We start from the raw sequence: 6364 nt of genomic DNA, 5'->3' as shown, positions 1-6364 counted from the left end.
ACCCGGCCGTGCCCGCCCTCGCGCTACCTGCCCCCGGCCCTGCGCCGGGGCTCTGCGCCGGGGCTCTGCGCCGGGGCTCTGCGCCGGGGCTCTGCGCCGGGGCTCTGCGCCGGGGCTCTGTGCCGGGCCGCTTCGGTCGCCGACCGGTGTGCCCGGCGCCTTCCTTTGCTCTGCTTCACCCGGCGCACGGGTTTGGGCCGGTGACCGGTGCGTGCGTTGAAGCAGAGCAAAGGGGCCGTGTGGTGGGGGTATCCCAGGGGCGGCAGGGTCTATCGTTGATCGCCGAACAGGAGCGAGCACGGGGACGCTGATGACCATGCGGGACACCGATCGGGCGCTGGTGCAGGCCGCCAGCGCGGTGGCCAAGCTGCGCTGCCGCAGCGCCGCCCACACCCTCGCCTCGGCGGCCCGGACCGGCGAGGGCCGGGTCGTGTCCGGCGTGAACGTCGTGCACCCCCCGGGGGGTGCCTGCGCCGAGGTGGTCGTACTCGGGGCCGCCGTCACGCAGGGCGTGGGCGAGTTGGAGACCATCGTCACGGTGGGCGACCGCGGCCGAACCGTGGTGGCCCCCTGCGAGTCGTGCCGTCGACTGCTGGCCGACCGCTTCCCGGCGCTGCGGGTGATCGTCGGCCCGGTCGACGACCCACGGGTGGTGCCGGTGACCGAGTTGCTCGCCACCGCCGACCTCGCCGACTGACGCCGGCACCGGCGACCTCACCGACTGACGTCGGCACCGGCGACCCCGGCGTCAGTCGCCTGCGGCGACCTCCAGCATCGAGCGGGGGACCGGCACGTTCTCGAAGCGGACGTTGCCCTCCGGCACCATCCACGAGAACACGTGCGCGATCAGCTGACCTGCCCGGACGGCGGGGTCGTTGTGGTAGAGCTCGCGGGCCATCTCCGGGTCGACCGAGAGCACGGCGATACCCCGGATCTGTTCGTCGTCGTGGTCGACGAACGGCCCGGCCGCGAGCACCGCACCCTGCTCCACCAGCCCGGCCTGGTGCGCCAGGTGCGCGTCCTCCAGCAGATCGGCCGCATCCCGCGGCAGTTCGGGAGCGTCCCCCGGCCGGACCAGGAGCACCATCGTGTGCTGGTCGAATCGCATAGCCACACCCTAGGGGCCGATAAGCGTCCTATGGGCCTGATGTTCGCTACCTCCGGTTGCCGTGACCAACGGCACCTCGGCGGTGTTCCGCGACGGCGCTGGTCGCCACCCAGCCGGTCCCGAAGCGCGTGCCGGTCGCGGCGCACCGGCGATCCGTCCCGAGGTGGAGCGGACCGCCGGTGCCGGCGCGGTGAACGGTCAGGCCCGGCCGGCGGGCGCCAGGTCGGCGGAGACCGGCCCGGTCTACCGGTCAGGCGGCGGCGGACCAGATGGCGCGGAAGGCGGCGGCCTCGCCGGCCAGCCAGCGCTCGATCTCGTCGGGCTTCGCCCCGTCGGGCATGCGGTGGGTGATGCCGCGGCGGACGTCGACCAGGACCGGCTCGGCGTGCGGCAGGACGGCGTCCATGTGGCGGGCCGTCAGGTGCAGGGCGGCCAGCATCGCCTCCTCGCTGGGCGGGGCCTCGTCGAAGTGCAGCCGGACCGCCTCGGCGCGGCCGTCGGCGTACCGGATGCCGAAGTGGGGGTTGATCTTGATGGGGAGGTCGCCGAGCATGGCCAGGGCGTCCCGGGTCTGGGCCAGGTCGACGCCGGTCGGCTCGCCCAGCGAGTGCAGCCAGGCCGTCGCGCCCGGCACGAGGGTCTGGTAGAGCGGGCGCCACCGGGGCTTGACCACGTCGACCACCTGCGCCAGGTGGGTGCCGCCGGTGTGGAAGGCGATGTCGGCCTTGAGCGCCTTGACGAACTGGCCGTGCGGGTTGAAGCCGGAGCGGCTGGCCCGCTGCCGGCGCAGGCCGCCGACGAAGTTGGCCTTGGTGGGGCCGGTGCGGTCGACGTACCGGGTGAAACCGAGGAGGGTGGCGTACGGCGTGAGGGGGGTGGAGATGGGTGCGGTCACGAGCATCCTCCCAGGTCAGGAACTCGATTAGTACATACATTCTAATCGACGGGCCTGACATCGCCCAGGGAAGATAAGGGGCCACCCGGACACTCCGGATGGCCCCTGGGAAGGAATTTTTTCTAGAGCTGACCGACGTCGGTGATCCGCACGACCGCGGCGCCCGCCTCGTCGGAGGCGGCCAGGTCGACCTCGGCGCTGATGCCCCAGTCGTGGTCACCGTCCGGGTCGTCGAGGATCTGCCGCACCGTCCACCGCTCCCGACCCTGCTCGATCATGATTAGCGCCGGGCCGCGGGCGTTCGGCCCGGTGCCGATCTCCCCGTACGACTCGAAGTACGGCTCCAGCGCGTCGGCCCAGGCATCCGCGTCCCAGCCGGAGTCCGCGTCCAGCTCGCCGAGCGCGTCCCAGTGGCGCAGCGCGGCCAGCTCCACCCGGCGGAACAGGGCGTTGCGCACCAGCACCCGGAACGCCCGCGCGTTGCGGGTCACCGCAGTCTGTCGGTCCTCCAGGGCGGAGGCGACCTCGGGCAGGTCGGTCGGGTTGCGAAGCCGCTCCCATTCGTCGATCAGGCTGGAGTCGACCTGCCGGACGAGTTCGCCGAGCCACTCGATCAGGTCGACCAGTTCCTCGGTCTTGGCCTCCTCGGGCACCGTCTGCCGCAGCGTCTTGTACGCGTCGGCGAGGTAGCGCAGCACCAGGCCCTCCGAGCGGGACAGCCCGTAGAACTGCACGTACTCGGTGAAGGTCATCGCCCGCTCGTACATGTCCCGGACGACGGACTTGGGGGACAGCTGGTGGTCGGCCACCCACGGGTGCCCCTGTCGGTACATCTCGTAGGCGTTGTTCAGCAGGTCGGCGAGCGGCTTGGGCCAGGTCACCGCGTCGAGCAGTTCGAGGCGGGCCTCGTACTCGATGCCCTCGGCCTTCATCGCGGCGACCGCCTCGCCGCGGGCCTTGAACTGCTGCGCGGAGAGCACCTGACGCGGGTCGTCGAGGATCGACTCGATCACGGACAGCACGTCGAGGGGGTACGACGGGGACTCGGCGTCCAGCAGTTCGATGGTGGCCAGCGCCAGCGGGGACAGCGGCTGGTTGAGCGCGAAGTCGAGCTGGAGGTCGACGGTGAGCCGGACCCGCCGGCCGGTCTCGTCCGGCTCGGGCAGCTCCTCGACCACGCCGCCGGCCTTCAGCGCCCGGTAGATGGCGATGGCCCGTCGGATGTGCCGGCGCTGGGCCGCCCGGTCCTCGTGGTTGTCGGTGAGCAGGTGCCGCATCGCGGCGAACGCGTCGCCGGGCCGGCCGATGACGTTGAGCAGCATCGAGTGGCTGACCTGGAAGCTGGAGGTCAGCGGCTCCGGTTCGGCCGAGACGAGGCGGTCGAAGGTCGGCTGGCCCCAGCCGATCGATCCCTCCGGCGGCTTCTTCTTGACCACCTTGCGCCGCTTCTTCGGGTCGTCGCCGGCCTTGGCGAGGGCCTTCTCGTTCTCGATGACGTGCTCGGGGGCCTGCACCACGACCCGGCCGAGGGTGTCGAAGCCGGCCCGCCCGGCCCGGCCGGCGATCTGGTGGAACTCGCGGGCCTTGAGCAGCCGGGTCCGGATGCCGTCGTACTTGGACAGGCCGGTGAACAGCACCGTGCGGATGGGCACGTTGATGCCGACGCCGAGGGTGTCCGTACCGCAGATGACCTTGAGTAGCCCGGCCTGGGCCAGGGTTTCCACCAGCCGGCGGTACTTGGGCAGCATCCCGGCGTGGTGCACCCCGATGCCGTGCCGGACCAGCCGGGACAGTGTCTTGCCGAAGCCGGAGGTGAACCGGAACCCGCCGATCGCCTGGGCGATCATGTCCTTCTCGGCGCGGGTGCAGACGTTGACGCTGGTCAGCGCCTGGGCGCGCTCCAGCGCGGCGGCCTGGGTGAAGTGCACGACGTAGACCGGGGCCTGCTTGGTCTCCAGCAGTTCCTCGAGGGTCTCGTGCAGCGGCGTCATCGCGTACGAGAAGAGCAGCGGGACCGGCCGCTCGGCCGAGCGGACGACGGCGGTGGGCCGGCCGGTACGCCGGGTCAGGTCGTCGACGAACCGGGTGGTGTCGCCGAGCGTGGCCGACATCAGGACGTACTGCGCCTGGGGCAGCTCGATCAGCGGTACCTGCCAGGCCCAGCCCCGGTCGGGTTCGGCGTAGAAGTGGAACTCATCCATGATCACCTGGCCGACGTCGGCCCGAGTGCCCTCACGCAGGGCCAGGTTGGCCAGGATCTCCGCGGTGCAGCAAATGATCGGGGCGTCGGCGTTGACGCTCGCGTCGCCGGTGAGCATGCCGACGTTCTCGGCGCCGAAGACCTCGCAGAGCGCGAAGAACTTCTCCGACACCAGCGCCTTGATCGGCGCGGTGTAGAAGGTGGTCCGGTTGTCGGCCAGGGCGGCGAAGTGCGCGGCGATCGCGACCAGGCTCTTCCCGGAGCCGGTCGGCGTATTCATGATCACATTCGCCCCGGAGACGATCTCGATGACCGCCTCCTCCTGGTGGGGGTAGAGGTCCAGGCCGCGCTCGGACGCCCAACTGGCGAACGCGTCGTAGAGGGTGTCGGGATCGGCGGTCTTCGGCAGCGCGGCGGTGAGTGTCATGGCCGGTCCATGGTGCCTGGATCATGCCCTCGGACGCCAACCGGGGAGCGGAGATGTTAAAAGGGGGCCCCTTTGCTACGCCAGGCGTTAAGAAGGGGCCCTTCCTTACCGGCGGTGGTAGAGCAGGTCGGCGACCGGGCGGCCGGCGGTCAGCGCCCGCCGCTCGAACCGGGTCACCGGCCGGTGGGCGGGTCGGGGCGCGAAGCCGTCGTGCAGGTTGACCAGGCCCGGGTCGGCGTCCAGGGTCACCCGCATCGACTCGGCGTACTCGGCCCAGTCGGTGGCGCAGTGCAGCGTGCCGCCGACGGCCAACCGGGAGCGCAGCAGCGCGACGTGCGTCGGCTGGATCAGCCGGCGCTTGTGGTGCCGGGACTTCGGCCACGGGTCCGGGAAGAACGCGTGCACCGCGTCCAGCGAGTCCGGCGGCAGCAGCCGGAGCAACTCCAACGCGTCGCCCTCGGCGACCCGGACGTTGCCCAGGCCACGCAGGTGGACCAGGTCCAGCAGGTTGGCAATTCCGGGCGTGTGCACCTCGACCGCCAGATAGTCTCGATCCGGGTCGGCGGCGGCCATTTCGACCGTCGTGTCGCCCATACCGGACCCGATCTCGACCACCAGCGGAGCCCGGCGGCCGAACAGCCCGGCGGGGTCGAACGGCGCGGCGTCGGGGACGCGCAGGCCGTACGCCGGCCAGAGCTGCTCCAAGGCCGCCGCCTGCCGGCCGCTCATTCGGCCGCGTCGCGGGTGGAAGGTGCGGATAGCCCGCGCCGGGTGCGGCGCGGACACGGCGGGGAGCGGGTCGGTGTAGGTCACAGCGAACCGAGCCTACGCGAGCACCGCGCCGGATCGGATGTGATGTACGACCGGGGGTGAGACCATCATCCCGTACGGCAGACCGGGTGTCCGGCGGCGCCCGGCGAGTGCTTCGGCGCGCCGGGAGGGGGCATCGTGTCAGTGAGCCGCAGACGTCCGGCGCTGCGGGCCGCCTCGGTCGCCGCTCCCCTGCTCGCCCTCGCGGCCGTCGCCCCGCTGCTCGCCGTCGCGCTGGCCATGCCGTTCCTGACCGCGGGGCCGGCCCGGGCCGCAGGGCCGGATCCGACCGCCACCGACGGTGTCGATTGGCGGCCGGTCGCCGCATCGGAACCGCCCGGCCCGAACGTCTTCATCGAGGTCAGCCCGGGCACCGTGGAACCGGGGCACCTGGTCGGGCTCCGGGCCAGCTGCCAGGACAATTCGGTGGGCGCCATCGTGATCTCGGACGCCTTCGGCCGGGTCGCGGTGCAGCCGCAGCGCGGGCTGCTGACCGGGACGGCTCAGGTGAAGGATCGGGTGTTGCCCGGCAGCTACCGGGTCAAGCTGGAATGCCGGGGCGGCGAGACCGCGTCGACGATGCTCCAGGTGGTACGCACCGTCAACCCCAGCGTCAAGCCCAGCCGGGGGCCGGCCACCGGCTTCGGCGGCGGTGCCGGCGGCGTCACCTCGGGTCTGCTGCTTCCCGCAGGGCTCGCGCTGACCATCACCGGAATCGTCGTGTGGTTCATGACAGCGCGCCGTCGCGGCGCGCGTCGGTGAGCCTGCCATGCCGGCCGCTCGCGCCCCACGACCATCCGGTTCCGGCCGCACGCCGCGACCATCCGGCTCCGGGCGTTTGGCGCGCACCGCTGGTGCTGGCCGTGCGGCGCGACCCACCGGCAGCCCGCCGCGCCCCGCACCTCGCCCCGAGCTCTTCCTGCC

The 6364-nt window shown here is 72.1% G+C and carries 6 protein-coding genes; 2 read left to right on the top strand and 4 right to left on the bottom strand.

Translation table 11 applies throughout. From position 1 onward, the window contains the following. Positions 1–316 precede the first annotated feature (316 nt). Complete coding sequence (locus C1I95_RS31020; protein WP_233513992.1) at positions 317–697, top strand: cytidine/deoxycytidylate deaminase family protein; 381 nt, start codon at positions 317–319, stop codon at positions 695–697. Positions 698–748: 51 nt separating this feature from the next. On the opposite strand, the gene C1I95_RS31015 is transcribed toward C1I95_RS31020, so the two are convergent. From C1I95_RS31015 to trmB, 4 genes are all read right to left on the bottom strand, one after another. Beyond that, a complete protein-coding gene (locus C1I95_RS31015) occupies positions 749–1108 on the bottom strand; it encodes a YciI family protein (RefSeq protein WP_111219271.1) in 360 nt (119 codons plus the stop codon). A 250-nt stretch (positions 1109–1358) separates the two neighbouring features. Continuing rightward, positions 1359–2003, bottom strand: a complete 645-nt coding sequence (locus C1I95_RS31010; protein WP_111219277.1) for a hypothetical protein — start codon at positions 2001–2003, stop codon at positions 1359–1361. Positions 2004–2125: 122 nt separating this feature from the next. Continuing rightward, positions 2126–4630, bottom strand: a complete 2505-nt coding sequence (locus C1I95_RS31005) for a DEAD/DEAH box helicase (RefSeq protein WP_111219269.1) — start codon at positions 4628–4630, stop codon at positions 2126–2128. A 105-nt stretch (positions 4631–4735) separates the two neighbouring features. Continuing rightward, the gene (gene trmB, locus C1I95_RS31000; protein WP_111219267.1) at positions 4736–5443 is read right to left on the bottom strand and encodes a tRNA (guanosine(46)-N7)-methyltransferase TrmB; all 708 of its coding nucleotides are present in this window, start codon (positions 5441–5443) and stop codon (positions 4736–4738) included. Between the two features lie 135 nt (positions 5444–5578). On the opposite strand from trmB, the gene C1I95_RS30995 reads away from it, so the two are divergent. Further along, a complete protein-coding gene (locus C1I95_RS30995; RefSeq protein ID WP_438941355.1) occupies positions 5579–6202 on the top strand; it encodes a hypothetical protein in 624 nt (207 codons plus the stop codon). Positions 6203–6364: the final 162 nt, after the last annotated feature.

The organism is Micromonospora craterilacus (genome assembly GCF_003236315.1).
GTDB lineage: Bacteria > Actinomycetota > Actinomycetes > Mycobacteriales > Micromonosporaceae > Micromonospora > Micromonospora craterilacus.
This window is presented reverse-complemented; position numbering and strand designations above follow the sequence as displayed.